Raw genomic sequence first — 16,175 nt, 5'->3', positions numbered from 1 at the left:
TTATTTAAGCTTGGTTTAAAAAATAGTATACTTAGTTTTGAACTTATACTAAACTAAGATAATAGAAATAAGAATAATGGATAGGTGGATATTTTATGGATAACATAATCGACATTAAGCGACTATGGTTAATTTTACGAAAAAATATGCTTTTGATGATTGTTTGGGGAATCGTTTTCGCTGGGACAGCCTTTGGAATCTCAAGGTTTGTCATTCAACCAGAATATAGTTCATCTGTAGCGTTATTGGTTAATCGAAAACAAGATGAAAATACGACGACACAATTACAAAATCAACAAGCCGATGTGCAGATGATTAATACGTACAAAGATATTATTACTCGTCCGGTTATTCTGGGAACGGTTGTTAAAAATTTAACGACAACCAATAAACAGTTGGTAACAAAAGCCCAACCTGCAACGTACAAAACATTAGCTGACGGGTCAGAGGTTATTGATAAGCAGGCTCAGCCAGCTGAATATAAGGTAGTTGATGCTAAATATGATAAATCAGAAATTAATACAAGTGATTTATCTCAAAACATTTCAATTTCCAATCAGCAAAATTCGCAAATCTTTACAGTGAACGTTACTTTGAAGAACAGTAAATTAGCACGTGATGCAGCCAATGAAATTGCAAAAGTCTTTAAACAAAAAGTTTCGTCAATCATGAGTGTGTCTAATGTTTCAGTTGTTTCAAAAGCAGTCAATAATACGAATCCAGTGTCACCTAATGTTGAATTAATTACTTTGGCTGGGTTAGTTGCAGGATTGCTTATTGGCTTTGTTTGGGGGTTAATTAAAGAACTAACTGATCGTACGGTGAAGGATGTTAGTTACTTAACTGATGAACTAAAATTAACGAATCTTGGACAGGTTAACTTTATTGGGAAAATTAAGAGTCTTGATGAAGTTGTTAATATCGTTCCGAAAAGTGAAGAGGCAAATCGTTCACGTAGTAGTCGGCGAATTTAGATAATAAAGAGGTTGATATGGGATTATTTAGGAAAAAAGATGGTAACAAAGATACCAGGACACAAGATAAAGGTGCACAGCTAGTTACAGTTATTGAACCTAAAAATGTTATTTCAGAACAGTTCAGAACGTTAAGAACTAATATTGAGTTTGCGGGCGCATCGTTAGAGACTTTACAAGTGATTATGTTTACATCGGCAGAGATTTCTGACGGAAAAACGACAGTTTCAACTAATACTGCTGTTACTTGGGCACAGGCAGGAAAAAGCGTTCTGTACGTAGATGCTGATATGCGACGTTCAACGGCACAATCAACTTTTAGGCTTGCTAATGGGCATGGATTAAGTACGGTGCTGGCATCGGCTGAGCAACCTAAGGATATTGTGCAAAAGACTTTTGTCGAGAACTTAGAGGTGTTAACGGCCGGGCCTACGCCACCTAATCCTGCGGAACTACTAAATTCAAAACGTATGACATCATTGATTGAATGGATGCGTAATAATTATGATATTGTGGTCTTAGATGTACCACCAATTATGGTTGTGTCTGACGCGCAAGTAATATTACCCTTAATTGATGGGGTTGTATTAGTTGCAATGATGGGTAAAACGTTAAAATTTTCGATGAAAAGAGCTGTTGAAAATTTGAAATTAGGAGATGTGAAAATATTGGGTGTTGTGGAACAAAGTAATCTTAAGTTAGAAAATTCAGGATATACATATGGTTACGGATACCAATAATTATATGCATGTTTTAATTTATTAAACTTTAGTAACCTTATTAAGGAGTGGTCAAAATGGGCAAAAATATTTTAGTTACAGGTGGAGCTGGATTTATAGGATCGCATGTTGTTGAAAGACATGTTAAGGAGGGAAATAATGTCATTATTGTAGATGACCTATCTATGGGAAGTAGAGAAAATATTGTAAATAGTGATCACGTAATCTTTTATCAAAAAAGTATTACGGATTATGAGTTTATGTCGTATTTATTAAAAAAATATAACTTTAATGTTATTTATTTGTTAGCCGCAATTGCGTCTGTTGCGGATACAATTAAAAGGCCTTACGAGTCACATCAGGTAAATCAAGAAGCAAATTTATTTATTATGGAAACGCTGCGCATAAATAAGTTATTCCCTGAACGTGTACTATTTTCATCATCAGCTGCTACATATGGGGCATTACCAAAGCTACCTAAAAAAGAGGATGGTGCGGTACTACCAGCAACCCCATATGCCATTGATAAATATGCAACAGAGCGATATATATTAACGTATGCACATTTATATAACATTCCTACTGTTGCTGTAAGGTTTTTTAATGTATATGGTCCTAGGCAAAACCCTAAGTCTCCTTATTCCGGTGTTTTGAGCATTGTTAGCCATTGTTTGAAACAAAATGTGAAGTTTAGTCTATTTGGGGATGGATTACAGACACGTGATTTTATATATATAAAAGATGTAATTTCAGCACTGAAATTAGCTGAAACGACAGATAAGATGATTGGGGATGTTTTTAACGTAGCAACTGGAAGTTCTCATACACTTTTAGATGCAATAGCTGATCTAGAGATGGTATCAGGGAAAAAATTGCAGATTAAAAAATTTGAACCTCGTATAGGAGATATTAGAGATTCTAAAGCAGACATTAGTAAATTAAAGTCTTTTGGCTTTAGACCTAAATATACCTTTTCAGAAGGCGCAAAAGCATATTGGGATAGCCTTTAGGAGAAATTAGGGCAATGAACTATCTAGAAAAAATAGAAGCTATTAATCCTGTCAGATCATTATATATCTATGTTAAAAGAGGCTTAGATATTATATTAGCTTTTTTATTGTTAATACCAGCTGGTGTATTGATATTGGTTTTTGGTATTCTTGTTAAACTAGAAACACCAGGACCAATGTTCTATACTCAAGAACGTGTTGGATTTATGGGGCGTAAAATTTATATAAAGAAATTACGCTCAATGTATAATGATGCTGAAAAAAAGACCGGTGCTATATGGGCATCAAGAAATGACAATCGTATAACTAAAATAGGACATTTTATTAGACTTACCAGAATCGATGAATTACCTCAAATTATATCTGTCATAAGAGGAGACTTAAGTTTGATTGGGCCACGACCAGAAAGACCAAAATTTGTAGAACAATTCGTAATAGAAGTGCCAGGTTTTGAAAAACGATTAATGGTAAAACCAGGGTTAAGTGGACTGGCCCAGATCAGGGGAGGGTATGATGCGACTCCTGCAGAAAAATTAATTGATGACTTAGAATACATAAATAATTTTGGTCTTATTGAGGATTTAAAAATTTTTTTACAAACTTTAATTGTTGTAATGACTGGACACGGCGCACATTAGAAATTTGTTATATATTATAAAAATGCTTAAAGGTGGTTCATTATGTATACGGCGGATGACATTACTATTTTAATGTCAATTTATCAAGGAACAAAATTTAATGAATTGGAATTGGCTATTGATAGTGTATTAGGTAAGCAATCTGTAAAAATACGACATGTGGTTCTTGTAGTAGATGGATATATAACCGACGATGTTGAACATGGTTTAAAATGTTTGATAGAAAAACACTTGAATATTATTCAAATCATAAGATTAGCACATAATTCAGGATTAGCAATAGCTTTAAATGAAGGTATGAAGTATATATCTACAAAACTAGTAGCTAGAATGGACGCAGATGATATATCTGTATATAATCGTTTTGAAATTCAATTAAAAATGTTAAATACTCGGGATAATTTACAACTTGTGGGAGGGGCTGTTGATGAATTTATTGATGAAAACGATGACAAAATAAGTAATGTTGTTAGAAAAATGCCTATAAAGGGAAAGGAAATAAAGAAGTTCTCTAAGTTTAGGAATCCATTTAATCACCCAACAGTTATGTTTGTAAAAAAAACAATTGATAATGTAGGGGGATACAGGCAACTAGGTCAGCTAGAAGATTATTATTTATGGTTAAGAGTCATTTTAAATGTAGAAAGAGTGGATTTGGACGGTGTTGCTAATACTGAAAGAATATTAGTGCATATGCGTAGTGGGAATGATTTGTATAGTAGGCGAGGCAGTTATAAATATTTAAAGAACGTTATTTACTTAAAGACATGGATGCTGAGTAAAGGGATAGTTAATATATTTGAATATATTTTTGGAATAATTATAAATAGCATTGTTACTTTGGTACCTAATAAATTAAGAAGTTATTTTTATCTTAAATTTTTAAGAGTACCTAATAAATAAGAGGGTGAATTTACACTTGAAGTGGAACACAAAGATAAATAAAAACTGATGCATTGCGAACCGGCGTAGAATGTAGTTTGTCAAGAACGTACACAATACGAGGTTTCACAATGAATCAATACAAATAGCTCATTGTATTTGATCGCAGACGTATAGAAGAAATGCTACAAGAATGTCTGTCAATAGATTGCTTTGAAATTACACCGTTCTGTCTCAACGATATCTAGAGAAATTCATCGATACACTGTTCTCAATTATCAAGCTGAGAAGGCTCATACAGTATATATTCGTAATCGGAAAAATTCACACCGTAAGCGAAAACTAGATGACAAATTGCTACGTCTAGAAATAATTAGTAATATTCAAGAAAAATCACGGTGCTCGTGGAGCAGCACGTCAATTACGGCATCATGGAAAAAACAGGAAACGTAGTGGATTTCTTGAACGCCCAGCTGAGGCAGATGAACGGCTGTGTATCGGCAATTGGGAACTAGATACAGTCGTTGGAAAAGACTGGCGGGGCAAGTGCTAGTTACTTTGACGGATCGTAAAACTATCTTTTTAAAAGCACATAAAGCTGTATCAAAACGAACGCAAGGTGTCATGGATGTCATCGAATATATTTTTTGTAGACTTCAAGTAATGAAATTAAAACGGTTGCCCCTGATCGTGGAAAAGAATTCAGTGTAAACCAACGAATTACAAACGATTTTAATTTTGAATTTTATTTTCCTGATCTGCATGCGCCATGGTAACGTGGAACAAATGAAAATACTAATGGCTTAGTTAGGGAATATATTCCGAAAGGAGTCGCAATGGAGAATTATTCAGATGATTACATTGAATTAATGGTAACTCAAATAAATAACCGATCACGTAAGCGCTTCGGCTGGCAATCAGCTAATGAGTATTATTTATCACGGGGGTTCCATTTGGATTGATAATTTGAGACTGAAAAAGATGGATGATGCTATTTATTGTTAATAACAGCTTATTTTAGATAACAGATGATAATTTGTTTTTAATCACTGATAAAGGATTGAGGGAAAGTATTAATGAATAATGATGGGATAAGAGTATTGTACTTGGTACGTTCTCTTAAACGTTGTGGTCCAGTTAACGTTTTATTTTATATTATAAAAAATTTGGATAGAAATATATTTAGTCCAGTAGTAATTACTTTTAAAGCGGAAGGTAGTGATTCTAGAATTGATGATTTTAAGGCACTTGGTGTTGAAATTTATAGTGAAAAGAATATGAGACAAGGCATTAAAAAAATTAAATCAATTTTGACATATAAATCTAGTAAAATTATTGTACATTCTCATGGTATATTACCAGATTTTGTAAATACCCTTTTTAATAGAAAAAATGTAGTGAATATTTCAACTATTCATAACAAGCCTATTGAGGATTATATATTAACGTTTGGAAAGATAAAAGGCAGACTTTTAGCAGAAATACATTATTTTTTATTGAGAAAGCTAAAAATTGTTTCTTGTTCTGAATCGGTAGGAAAAAGTCTAAAAGAACACACACGTTTGAGTTATGTATCTATACGAAATGGTGTGCCTTTTGACCATAAACTTGTTACTAACAGTAGGATATGTGGTAGAGAGATTAACGTCGTTTATGTAGGATCTTTATCAGAATTAAAAAATGTGGATTTTTTAATTAAAGCAGTGCTATCAGTTGTTAATAATAATGTGAATTTAACTATTGTAGGTGGCGGCCCAAAATATAAAATATTGAAAGAAAGGTATAAAGACGAACCGAAAATAATTTTTGTTGGATTTAAAAAGGATACTACTGTGTTCTTTCAAAATGCCGATGTTTTTGCTTCTTCATCGCTCTCAGAAGGACTACCTATGGCAGTGATTGAATCGTTATCGTTTGGCAAACCAGTTTTACTTTCAGATATTGAAAGCCATAAGGAAATTATGAATCAGGGACGATTCGGGAAATTATTTAAAAATAATAATATAGATAGCTTTGTACATTCTTTTCAAAAGATAATTGACTTGGTTGATAAAGAAAAAATGATACATGATAACGCACAACCAGTATTTAGTGATAAGGTAATGTCGAAAAAATATCAAGATTTATATTTAATGTTTTTAAATGAAAGTTCATAGGTGATAATTTTATGGTATTGATAATGATGTTTATATATATATTTATACCAATTCCCGCTAGCCTAGTAATTTATGCATTATCTTTTTTTTTACGAGGAAAGAAGACTTATTGGCTGCTTTTATGGTCAGTATTAACTTTTAGCTTATTAATATTACTATATATCCCTTCTGTGGAAGATGATGCATATAGATACTTTCAAGTATTAAGTCAATTACAGTCTATTTCAGGATGGCAAGATTTATCAGCACTATCAGAAACCAATCAATTAATTGAATATCAGTCTTCCAGTATAGGATTTACAGCATTAGAAATGTTTGTATCAAGAACAGCGTATTTCAATTTACTTCCGTATATTAATACTGTAATCTGTTTATTTTCGTTATTATTCCCATTCGTTGATCTTAAAGAAAGAGGGAAAATAAGTGGATTTACCGCAATATTTTTAAGTTTACCATTACCACTATTATATAATTTTTTGAATACAGCAAGTACTATGAGGTGGGCTTTAGCATGTTCGCTATTTTTCCTGATTATATATATTTTTTTTGAAAGGGTCAAAAAGCGAAGATATATTTGGCTATTTTTTATACCAATTATTTTTCATACTGGAATTATTTTGGGCGTTGCAAATGCTGTGTATGTGGCACTTATTAAAAAAATTTCAGCTTTTAAAATAATAGTTCCCGTCTTGTTTCTAATTTTTTATTTCAAAATTTCGAATAAAATTGGGACTAATTTAAGCAATAATTTATTTTCACAGATTTTAAATATGACTAACACCTACTCGACTGATTTTATGGAACGGTCTGCAAATGGTCAGTTATTTGTTTACCTTTTAAGAACATTAGCAATCTTGTCGATGATTATGGGATTAATAATATATTATGGTGTTGACAAAAAAGAAAGACGTTCTGGATTGGGAAGAATGATGTTGTTTTTTACTGTGATGCAATTAACATTAATTGGATATTCAATGATATTTAGTAGATATATTATGGTAATAGTTCCATTAGCATTAATTTATATAGCCAGATATGTGTCAGTGACTAGTATCAATATCAAAAATCTAATTTTTGCAAGTAACAGTTTAGCAATTTTAGTTGGTTGTATTGTTTGTTATGCTAATGTTAAGAGAATGGGATTTACACTTTCAGTTTTGGAATTATGTTTATCAAATTTATATCATTTACTGATAAATATCCCAATTTATTGAAAGGAGGATGGTTTTTTGTTACTTAGTGTAATAATTCCCAGTTTCAATTGTACAGAAAAATTAAGTTACATAATTGAAAGCCTTAATTATATATTAACGTGTGAGAAAGAAATTATCATTGTAGATGATGGGTCATCAAATACATCAAAAGAAATTCTCAAGAGCATTGAGAATAAAAATAGGCAAGTTAAAGTGATTTTTAATAATCATACTGGAGTGAGTATAGCTCGGAATACAGGAATAGGTATTTCAAAAGGAGATTATATAACATTTATAGATGATGATGATGAAATCTATCCGGATGCATATTCTAAAATGATACAGCAAGTGCTTCTACATCCTGAATTGGATATTGTATCAACATCAATTAACGTTTCTGAAGAACATAATATGAAAATATATAATAAACAATATGAAATAGAAAATATCATTTTAAGTAATCTTCAGATAAATACAGAAATGTTTAAAGCTGATGAATACCCCTCGGGTCCTTGTGCAAAATTCTTTAAAAGGAGATTATTATTTGATAATAAGATATTATTTCCTACAAATGTTTTTAATGGGGAAGATTTAATTTTTAACTGTTATGCTTTATTGCATTGTAAAAATGTTCAACTTTTACAAGGCAAAGTTTATAAATATTTTCAAAATAATAATTCACTTATGCATTCTTATTCCCCAAAGATGCAAGAAAACAATGTGTTATTCGCAGATGCTATACTTAAATTTCTAAACTTTATTAATGATTTTGATTATAATCAAAAAAAATTAGTTAGTGAATACTGGAAAATTAGGTTATCAATGACCAATATATTAAGACAGTACAGTATTAAAGTGAATAATAAGGATGTTTTTTTGAAAGATATTAGATTAGTTCAACGTGGGATAACAAACCCGAGTTTAATGGAGTTCCTTTCTCATAACTTTTCAAATGATCAAATAATATTTATTAAAATGATAGGAAAGTGTCCCATTGTAACCATTATTCCAATTACCAAATTTTTTAAATGGTTAAAGTATCATAAAAATAATTTTAGAAGCGCAATAGTAGAGTTATGATTCAGAAAAGTTGAGCAATCACACATTTTTTAAGTTCTTTGAATTTTATATGATGGATAAAAAAGGGGATAAGATGCGAGTATTTGTAAATGGTTATTGGCAATCAAATTTAGGAGATGATTTATTTATCTACATAACAGCCCGGAGATATCCAAAAGTTCAATTTGATATATATGCTACAGTAGATGATTTTTCTGTTTTTAAGGATGTTGATAATATACATTTAATCAAAAAAAATAATTCTATAACTAAACGTATAATTGATAAGATTAGTTATAGAATTAATCGCCCACTAAAAACATCATCATATGAACAAAGAGTTAAACTTGCAAAAAAATATTCAATATATATGGAACTAGGAGGCTCAATTTTCATATTACCTACGAATGGTTCTTTAAATATTGAGTATATGATTAGAATGATACTTGTAAATTATGTAAATAATTATTTAGTTATCGGCAGTAATTTTGGTCCATATGCTACCCAAAAACAGTTGACAGAGTATAAAAAGTTTTTTAAATCAGTAACTTCATCCTCATTTAGAGACGAATATTCATATAGGCTTTTTAAAAATTATGGAAATGTGAGTTATTCGCCAGATGTTGTGTTTAACCTTTCTGTTGAAGATAAAAAAAATGAAGATGCAATTAATTATGTTTTATTTTCAGTTATAAATACAGCTAGATTTGGCTCGAATATTGATGAATTGTATACTCAGTTTGTTTGTGAACAAATTAAAAAAGAGATACGGAATGGAAATCAAATTATAATAATGTCGTTTTGTAAAAAAGAAGGCGATACAAAAAAGGCAATAGAAATAAAAAATAATTTAATTAGCTATACTGACGATATTCAAATTATTGAACATACAAACATTCTTAAATCTTTGAAAATTATTAGTAATGCAAAAAAAGTTTTTGCTACGAGATACCATTCTATGATTTTAGGATGGGTGTTTAAGAAGCCAACGTTTGTTGTTAGTTATAGTGAAAAAACTAATAATGTAATTGATTCTTTTTATCCTCAACAGAAATATGTGGATATGTCTAAAATAAAATTAAATGAGACTATTAATTATACCCTTATGGACGATGAAACATTAAACTTTTTAAGAAAGGAAGCTGGAAAACAGTTTAGTGGATTTGAGAAGGTGATAAATATATATGAATAGGTATAAGAAGTTAATAGGCAATTCCATAGTATTTGCTATAGGGAACTTAGGAAGTAAATTGATGCAATTTATTCTCATTCCTATATATTCATATACGTTGACCACCTCACAATTTGGTAGAGCTGACTTTATTACTACCATTATTAGTTTGATTTCACCATTAATATATTTAGATATAACAGATGGAGTTTTTCGATTTACTTTAGATAAATTAGAAGATCCGAAAAAAGTTTTTTCAATAGGAATGATATTTGCAACTATTGTATCTACTTTTTCGCTTATAATTGGATTAATCATAAGCCCATTTGTTCCTGAATATCCTATTTTTGGTGCCGCATGTCTGTTAGTTGCAACTACTTTTTTTGGGTTAATTTCAAATTATGTTAGGGCAATAGGAAAGATAAAATCTTTTGCAATCGCAGGGATAATTAATACATTTGTTATGGGAATAGCAAATATTATATTTTTGGTAGTATTACATGGAGGGGTTTCTTTCTATTTAGGATCTATGACTTTGGGACAAGTAGTGGCACTTATCTATCTATTTTTCTCGGTTTCTAATTTAAAAAAAATAAAGCTGAAATATTTTGATAAAAAATTATTTTGGACGATGTGTTTGTATAGTGTTCCTTTAATTCCCAATTCTTTTGCGTGGTGGCTTAATTCTGCGTCAGATCGTTTTTTTATCCTGTTAATGTTAGGTGCAAAAGCTAATGGAATATATGCCATGGTGAATAGGTTCCCTGCTATGGTAACAACATTGATAAATATTTTTTTCCAATCATGGCAGATGACGGCAGTAGAAGAATATGATAGTAAAGATAGTAAGGAATTTATTTCTAATGTTTTTGAATATATTGTCAGTTTAATTTTTCTGTTATCATTGGTAATGATGGCGGTTCTTAGGCCTATGACTAGAGTTGTGCTGGATATAAGTTATTTTAGTGGGTGGAAGTTATTACCGATTATGCTCTTGGTGTCTATCTATACAGTTATCGCTGGATTTCTAGGAATTTTGTATACAGCAAGTAAAAACACAATGGGAGTTTTTTATAGCACAGTATTGGGTGCATTGATCAATATTGTATTGACGGTTATCTTGATTAGATGTATTGGAATATATGGAGCGGCAATAGCTAATGCAATTTCATTTTTTTGTGTGTTTTTATATAGGTATATGCATATACAGAAATTTCATAAAATTAAAATGAATGTGATGAAATTTACTATGTTACATGTTTTATTAATACTATCTTCGATAATTAACTATTATGTTAATAATGATATTATTGTGTTTAGTTTGGTGTCTATTTGTATTACTATTCAGATTTTTTTTGATCACAGAATTAAAATAATATTATGGAATGCTTTGGGGTTGATAAGGAACATTATTAAGTGATATTTTTTAACAGACATTTACGAAAATAAATAATGTCAAAAAGTGTGAAATGAACTGAACCCCGTAAGTTGGAGTAATTTCGGCTCTATGTCAAACATATTAACATTGGTTATTCGTCAAATGGTACTGATAACAGAATTATTTAATTGAATAGCTTGCACACTACGCAGCTGAATTCTTCATGAATTTGGCTGCTTTTTGTGTGTAGTTTTGTGAGTAGAAACTGTCTTTAAAAGCAATTAATATACGCAAACGGAATAGTTTGAAATTACGAAAACCGTATGCAGTACGCTTAATAGCTTTAATTTTATTATTAGCTCCTCAACGGGACCATTAGAGAACTTATAGGTAAAACTGTTTTCAATTTCTGATAGGTGATGCTTTAGGGTCAGCCGAGCCTTTTTCATAGGTTCAGGTAATTGCTGAAAACGAGGTAACTGCAGATTGACTGTAATAGTAGTTTGTAATTGCTCAAAATCTTTATGTCGAACAGCGTAAAGGATGTCTTGAAAAAAGTTGTAAGCTGCTTGTAGTTCAGGCGATAAAGCTAATAAACGATCAACGACTTCTTGATCTGTTAGGTAAGCATGATGATAGTTACGACGCTTCCGAAAGTCGATATAGTTGAGAGTCGTTTCGTCTTTTAAAAGAAGTTTCCAATATCGTTTTAATTGTCGATAAGCTCGTGTGTTCAAACCATAACTTTTCATTGTTTGAATACGAATAGCGTTTAATGCCCGATAGACTTGTGTCACAACGTGAAACCGATCAGCGATAATCTGGCAGGTGGGAATAAATCATGAATCATTTGGCGATAGGGACTGAATAGATCTGCAGTCACGGTTTTAATACCAGCTCGAGCCGAGTAAGAGTACTGTTCAAAGTAATGACGCAAGTTATTATCACCACGTTCAAGCATGATATCAAGGACTCGGTGCGTTGCGCTGTCCATCAGAATCATGCTCATACCGCTACTCTTTGCGAAGTTACCAGATTTAAAATCATCAAATGCAATATGTTGTGGTAAATAATGAAAGGTTGTTTTGTTGTAGTTGAAAAGTCCTTGTGCTTGGCGCATGACGGTATGAGGTGAAATATTATAAGCTTGCGCAATATGTTTTTGACTGACATTATCACTCAACTCCATAGCGGCTGCTTGTTTAACGTTTGCAATAATATGATCACCAGCTTTTATGTCAGTAAATTCAGCTAGTGCTGTTTGATGACATTGTGGGCAAATGTATTTTTGCTTACGAATCGCTAGTTGATTAAAGATGTTGGCTGCACGAGAAGCGATATGTTGTACTAACTTTGTGCCGTTCTTATTCATAAGGCATGCACATTGTGGACAATAATTATCGTAAGATAATTTCAAGTGCCAAACTTGTTGTCGAATCCCGCCTTTAATTCCAAGTAAAATTTTGATATGCTTATCCATAGTTAGAGGTTCTTTCTAGAGGGATTTTTTGTTAGACAGACTAGTTGCCGCTGGTCTGTTTTTTTGTTTACCATGAATTATACAGAAACAAACAAAAAAAGTACCGATGACTAATCTGAAGGATTAGCTATCCGTACCAAAAATTGTAGAACCTTAACATTAGAAGCAGAAACAGATATAACGATATCTGTTTCTGCTTCTTTAATTTTATAATTAAAGTATACAAATCTATAAGGTCGTTCACGCTAGTGGGTAGTTAACTCGAATAAGTCAAACTGGCCAGGTAAGTGTACATATAGTTAGTTTAATATGTTAGGCCGTAGAGCTTGTGTCAGGAAAATAAATGATATGTACAATATTCTTACTGATAGGTTTGTATAAATCTAAATAAGGAGGACCCAAAAATGATTAACGTGGCTCTTGATGTCAGTAAAGGACTGAGTCATTATGCTATTGTTCAGAATGATGAAATTATAGACGAAGGGGTTATTCATCATAATAAAATTAATTTTAAACAGTTCTATAATACTCTTTGTTCTTTGAATGAAAAGCCAAATGTTATTTTTGAAGCGACTGGTGTTTATTCGAAATCGCTTGAACGCTTCTTTACGGATTACAATATACCTTATAAAGTGGTTAATCCATTAGCTTTACATTTAAAGTTGCAGACCTTAAGGCAAAATAAGACAGATGTTTCTGATGCGCGTGCTTTAGCAAGTATCGCAGATGATCCGGCTTTTGCTGTGCATGTTAAGGTGGAGAATATTTATGAACAACTTAAAACTTTATCTAACAATTATTTACAAGTTATTGAGGATATTAAAGTTGTATCAAATCAAATCCGACGTGGATTAGAATTGTCATTTCCTGAAATGAACACATTATTTAATCCTATTACTTCCACTTTGGCATTAACTTTTATAAAACTCTTTCCTCATCCTGATGCTTTAATGGGTATGACTAGAACAAGATTAAAAAACCTTATTTTAAAAAGTACAAATAAAAAAATCTCGCAAAAAACGGAAGTGCCACAAAAAAGTTAGACATTTAAATAAATTTTAATTACCTAAGACCTGTTTCCGATATGCAATCGGAGGCAGGCCTTTTGTTTTCAACGAAATACGCTCATGGTTGAACCAATGGACGTATTTATCAACAATATCACTTAATTCTGCAATATTTTTAATATGTTGTTCGTTAAGACTTTCCCGTTTTAACAGATTAAAAAAGCTTTCAATGGGGGCGTTGTCCAAACAATTCCCCTTTCGCGACATACTGGGAATGAAATTCAAAGCTTTTAACTTTGCTTGATAATCCTTCTGCTGATAATGCCAGCCTTGATCTGAATGAATGATTGACTTCGTATCAGTTGGTAAGTTAGCACACAATTGGTCAATCGTTTTCATAATTAATTGCTTATCTGGATGGGCACTAATCTGTAATGCCAAAACTTCCTTAGTAGCTTCATCAGTCATCGCTGAAATATAGGCCCAATGTTGATTAGATAAACGTACTTGGGTTACATCCGTATGAATAACTGTACATGGTTGAGTTGCATTAAAAGTTTGCTTCAGAAAATTAGGTGCTTTAGTACCAATGTTGCCCTTGTACGAACTATATGAACTGGTATGCCTACGGTATATATGATTTTTAATTCCTAATATATGCATCAATTTAAGGACAGTATTAGCAGAAATTTTAACACCTTGATTTAAAAGTTGACGATGAATGCGGCGATAACCGTAGGTTTTGTGACTAGCCAGAAAAATGTTTTGAATCATATTTTGAATCTGTTGATACTTACTAGTCTTTAATAATCGTTTTTTCTCATCATAATAAGTCGCATGTTTCAAATCAAAAAATGTTAGTAGGTCATTAACTGTGCATCTATTTTTACGGTCTCCCCGGACAGAATCAACTGCTAGTGTTTTGGCTTTGTTTGAGAGAGATCCGACCGGGGTGGCAACTTTTTTAATATATCTCGTTCCATTTCTGTTCGAAATAATTGTTCTTTTAAACGTAATATTTCTTCTTCATAGGCTTGTTTTTCACTTAGTGAAAGTGCTGACTGATGTGTAGACCTTACTGGTTTCTTTTTCATTAAGCTAGGCCTTACTTTTTGACGAGGAATTAATGCAGCTAACCCACCTAGCTTAAAAGCTCTATCCCAGCTATAAACTTGTGAAGCTGAGATGTTAAAAATAGCGGCAACTTTACTAACTCCCACAGCATGAGTTTGATAGTATTCTACCACTTTCAGCTTGAAGTCTAGATCATAACGTCTTCTATGATGTTTAACTGCTAATGCTTCAAGGCCTTGTTCCTTAGCAAGATTTACCCATCCTTTAAGTGAAGCCTCATCCGACAATTTTAATTCTGTTGCGAGCTCATTTAATGAAATGTTTCCTTTAAAATAACGTTGCACGGCATTAATTTTAAAATCAGTTGTATATTTAGTCATGAAAAATACCCCATAATCGTTAGATTTTATGTCTAACAATTATGGGGCACTTCACTAATGTTACATACTGATTCACAGACTTTTTTAAACAGATGCATATAGCACAGCAAATTAAGATAGGAATCTAGTTAAAATGAGAAAAATTGATAAAATTTTTCAATATATATTATTGATTATCATTTTATGCAGCATTAGTTACATTTGCTACCAACAAAATTGGTTTGATGTTCATAATAAAATCGTGCAAGAAATACGTGCACATAAGGTCGTAATTGAAGATAATAAGAAGATGAGTTTGGTTGATCGTAATAGAATTCGACAACGCCTAATGCGTGAAACGCAAACTGATCTAAAAAAGCAAGGATTTGTTTGTATACCTGTTGTTGGTATTCTTGAACCCATTTTTAATGATGATTATTCAGAAAAAGGTTTACAAGCAGGTGCAAATTATGCAAATCGTAGCCGGGTAGATCCAACTGGTAGGCAAGTACCCGTAATGGGGGAAGGTAACTATGGGCTAGCTAGTCATAATTTTGATGATGGGTTAACGGGGTTTAGTGGTTTGCAGCAAAATTATCAAAATGATTCACCTTATCTTGTGAATGGGCAGAGACAAAAAAGTAATTGGTTGAATAATCAAGCCATTTACCTAGCTAATAGTGACGGCATTTTTGAATATCGTATTAAACAACAACGGCTGGTTAAGGCTGATGACGTGAGTGTGCTTGATCCCAGTCAAAAGGCACAGGTAACAATTATTACTTGTTTATTTCCAAGTACAGCATACCGTATTACAACAATTGGGCAGTTGAAGAAAAGCTATACGTGGGCCAAAGCACCTGATCCTATTATTAACTATTTTGATTTAACGAAACAAAAAACGAATGCTCACGTTGATTGGTACAATCCAGGTGTAGAAGAGGGGGTTAACGGTGATGCTGGTGGTACAAAGACTGTAAAATAATGAAGTTCTGTACACCTCCAACTAATTTTTTCAACACTTATAACTTAACAACAACAAAGTAAATATGTTATGGTGTGGATATGGTAGATG

Annotated in this window: 15 protein-coding genes and 1 pseudogene; 13 read left to right on the top strand and 3 right to left on the bottom strand. The window is 32.0% G+C overall.

Going from position 1 to position 16,175, the window contains the following annotated elements:
- The first annotated feature begins 95 nt into the window (after window positions 1–95).
- The 11 genes from HMPREF0877_RS07985 (at window position 96) to HMPREF0877_RS07940 (ending at window position 11,222) form a co-directional block, all read left to right on the top strand.
- Entirely contained in the window at window positions 96–974 is an 879-nt protein-coding gene (locus tag HMPREF0877_RS07985; RefSeq protein ID WP_002828831.1) for a YveK family protein, read from the top strand.
- A gap of 17 nt (window positions 975–991) precedes the next feature.
- Complete coding sequence (locus HMPREF0877_RS07980) at window positions 992–1,714, top strand: CpsD/CapB family tyrosine-protein kinase (protein ID WP_002828830.1); 723 nt, start codon at window positions 992–994, stop codon at window positions 1,712–1,714.
- A gap of 56 nt (window positions 1,715–1,770) precedes the next feature.
- On the top strand, window positions 1,771–2,703 hold the full coding sequence (locus HMPREF0877_RS07975) for an NAD-dependent epimerase/dehydratase family protein (protein ID WP_002828829.1): 933 nt from the start codon (window positions 1,771–1,773) through the stop codon (window positions 2,701–2,703).
- Window positions 2,704–2,717: 14 nt separating this feature from the next.
- Window positions 2,718–3,341 (top strand): sugar transferase, encoded by a 624-nt coding sequence (locus HMPREF0877_RS07970; RefSeq protein ID WP_002828827.1) that lies wholly within the window; start codon window positions 2,718–2,720, stop codon window positions 3,339–3,341.
- Between the two features lie 42 nt (window positions 3,342–3,383).
- Window positions 3,384–4,244 carry a glycosyltransferase gene (locus HMPREF0877_RS07965; RefSeq protein ID WP_002828826.1) on the top strand — a complete coding sequence of 287 codons (861 nt, stop codon included), beginning with the start codon at window positions 3,384–3,386 and terminating at the stop codon, window positions 4,242–4,244.
- Window positions 4,245–5,059: 815 nt separating this feature from the next.
- Window positions 5,060–5,185: a hypothetical protein gene (locus tag HMPREF0877_RS10450; RefSeq protein ID WP_002828825.1), complete on the top strand. Its 126-nt coding sequence runs from the start codon at window positions 5,060–5,062 to the stop codon at window positions 5,183–5,185.
- A 114-nt stretch (window positions 5,186–5,299) separates the two neighbouring features.
- Window positions 5,300–6,379, top strand: a complete 1,080-nt coding sequence (locus HMPREF0877_RS07960) for a glycosyltransferase family 4 protein (protein ID WP_002828824.1) — start codon at window positions 5,300–5,302, stop codon at window positions 6,377–6,379.
- A gap of 11 nt (window positions 6,380–6,390) precedes the next feature.
- Window positions 6,391–7,593: an EpsG family protein gene (locus HMPREF0877_RS07955; protein WP_002828823.1), complete on the top strand. Its 1,203-nt coding sequence runs from the start codon at window positions 6,391–6,393 to the stop codon at window positions 7,591–7,593.
- 15 nt (window positions 7,594–7,608) lie between these two features.
- Complete coding sequence (locus tag HMPREF0877_RS07950; protein WP_002828822.1) at window positions 7,609–8,652, top strand: glycosyltransferase family 2 protein; 1,044 nt, start codon at window positions 7,609–7,611, stop codon at window positions 8,650–8,652.
- A 73-nt stretch (window positions 8,653–8,725) separates the two neighbouring features.
- Complete coding sequence (locus HMPREF0877_RS07945; RefSeq protein WP_040761018.1) at window positions 8,726–9,823, top strand: polysaccharide pyruvyl transferase family protein; 1,098 nt, start codon at window positions 8,726–8,728, stop codon at window positions 9,821–9,823.
- A complete protein-coding gene (locus HMPREF0877_RS07940) occupies window positions 9,816–11,222 on the top strand; it encodes a lipopolysaccharide biosynthesis protein (protein ID WP_002828820.1) in 1,407 nt (468 codons plus the stop codon). The genes HMPREF0877_RS07945 and HMPREF0877_RS07940 overlap by 8 nt, the downstream gene beginning before the upstream one ends.
- A gap of 162 nt (window positions 11,223–11,384) precedes the next feature.
- Here the strand turns inward: HMPREF0877_RS07940 and HMPREF0877_RS10400 are convergent.
- Window positions 11,385–12,174: pseudogene (locus tag HMPREF0877_RS10400) on the bottom strand (ISL3 family transposase).
- 890 nt (window positions 12,175–13,064) lie between these two features.
- Here HMPREF0877_RS10400 and HMPREF0877_RS07930 point away from each other — a divergent pair.
- Entirely contained in the window at window positions 13,065–13,703 is a 639-nt protein-coding gene (locus tag HMPREF0877_RS07930; RefSeq protein WP_002828817.1) for an IS110 family transposase, read from the top strand.
- A 15-nt stretch (window positions 13,704–13,718) separates the two neighbouring features.
- Here the strand turns inward: HMPREF0877_RS07930 and HMPREF0877_RS07925 are convergent, their stop codons facing one another.
- Together HMPREF0877_RS07925 and HMPREF0877_RS07920 are read right to left on the bottom strand one after the other, a co-directional pair.
- Window positions 13,719–14,636, bottom strand: coding sequence for an IS3 family transposase (locus tag HMPREF0877_RS07925; protein ID WP_242649015.1), 918 nt, complete (start codon window positions 14,634–14,636; stop codon window positions 13,719–13,721).
- The gene (locus HMPREF0877_RS07920; protein ID WP_002828815.1) at window positions 14,582–15,121 is read right to left on the bottom strand and encodes a helix-turn-helix domain-containing protein; all 540 of its coding nucleotides are present in this window, start codon (window positions 15,119–15,121) and stop codon (window positions 14,582–14,584) included. The genes HMPREF0877_RS07925 and HMPREF0877_RS07920 overlap by 55 nt, the downstream gene beginning before the upstream one ends.
- Before the next feature lie 133 nt (window positions 15,122–15,254).
- Between HMPREF0877_RS07920 and HMPREF0877_RS07915 the strand changes: the two genes are divergently transcribed.
- Entirely contained in the window at window positions 15,255–16,085 is an 831-nt protein-coding gene (locus HMPREF0877_RS07915; protein WP_002828814.1) for a class A sortase, read from the top strand.
- The last annotated feature ends 90 nt before the right edge of the window (window positions 16,086–16,175 follow it).

It is taken from the genome of Weissella paramesenteroides ATCC 33313 (assembly GCF_000160575.1).
GTDB classification, from domain to species: domain Bacteria; phylum Bacillota; class Bacilli; order Lactobacillales; family Lactobacillaceae; genus Weissella; species Weissella paramesenteroides.
The sequence above is the reverse complement of the archived record's forward strand: the minus strand, read 5'-3'. Positions and strand labels throughout refer to the sequence as shown.

Coding starts and splice junctions, on each gene's coding strand:
- HMPREF0877_RS10450 (WP_002828825.1), top strand. CDS start 5,060: ATGGAGAATTATTCAGATGATTACATTGAATTAATGGTAACTCAAATA.
- HMPREF0877_RS07930 (WP_002828817.1), top strand. CDS start 13,065: ATGATTAACGTGGCTCTTGATGTCAGTAAAGGACTGAGTCATTATGCT.
- HMPREF0877_RS07945 (WP_040761018.1), top strand. CDS start 8,726: ATGCGAGTATTTGTAAATGGTTATTGGCAATCAAATTTAGGAGATGAT.
- HMPREF0877_RS07940 (WP_002828820.1), top strand. CDS start 9,816: ATGAATAGGTATAAGAAGTTAATAGGCAATTCCATAGTATTTGCTATA.
- HMPREF0877_RS07975 (WP_002828829.1), top strand. CDS start 1,771: ATGGGCAAAAATATTTTAGTTACAGGTGGAGCTGGATTTATAGGATCG.
- HMPREF0877_RS07965 (WP_002828826.1), top strand. CDS start 3,384: ATGTATACGGCGGATGACATTACTATTTTAATGTCAATTTATCAAGGA.
- HMPREF0877_RS07955 (WP_002828823.1), top strand. CDS start 6,391: ATGGTATTGATAATGATGTTTATATATATATTTATACCAATTCCCGCT.
- HMPREF0877_RS07980 (WP_002828830.1), top strand. CDS start 992: ATGGGATTATTTAGGAAAAAAGATGGTAACAAAGATACCAGGACACAA.
- HMPREF0877_RS07920 (WP_002828815.1), bottom strand. CDS start 15,121: ATGACTAAATATACAACTGATTTTAAAATTAATGCCGTGCAACGTTAT.
- HMPREF0877_RS07985 (WP_002828831.1), top strand. CDS start 96: ATGGATAACATAATCGACATTAAGCGACTATGGTTAATTTTACGAAAA.
- HMPREF0877_RS07970 (WP_002828827.1), top strand. CDS start 2,718: ATGAACTATCTAGAAAAAATAGAAGCTATTAATCCTGTCAGATCATTA.
- HMPREF0877_RS07960 (WP_002828824.1), top strand. CDS start 5,300: ATGAATAATGATGGGATAAGAGTATTGTACTTGGTACGTTCTCTTAAA.
- HMPREF0877_RS07915 (WP_002828814.1), top strand. CDS start 15,255: ATGAGAAAAATTGATAAAATTTTTCAATATATATTATTGATTATCATT.